Raw genomic sequence first — 266 nt, forward strand, 5'->3', positions numbered from 1 at the left:
CCGTATCCGCCTACCGCTATTAATGCTAAATCAGGTTCGCGCGCTAAGTCGTAAACATGAAAAAGCTTAATGAGTAGGCGGTCAATAAACTCAGCCCGGGCATTAATTAAATTCCCAACCGGTTGTTTAGAAAATTCGTTATGTAACCATTTATAAAAATAGCTAGAACAATCGCGATAATCACTAAGTTGCTCTGCATCGCTAAGCAACTTTTTTACTTTGTTGGGTAATGCCACGTGGGCTGGCTCCTTGTTGAACCTTTCACA

The 266-nt window shown here is 41.4% G+C and carries 1 protein-coding gene; it reads right to left on the reverse strand.

The genetic code is table 11. The annotated features are described in order from the left end of the window. Positions 1–236: hypothetical protein (locus AAEY57_RS20170; RefSeq protein ID WP_350608682.1), on the reverse strand; the 236-nt coding region annotated here is incomplete at its 3' end. Positions 237–266 lie beyond the last annotated feature (30 nt).

The sequence above is a fragment of the Pseudoalteromonas sp. MER144-MNA-CIBAN-0113 genome, assembly GCF_040308965.1.
In the GTDB taxonomy this organism is placed as follows: Bacteria; Pseudomonadota; Gammaproteobacteria; order Enterobacterales; family Alteromonadaceae; genus Pseudoalteromonas; species Pseudoalteromonas tetraodonis.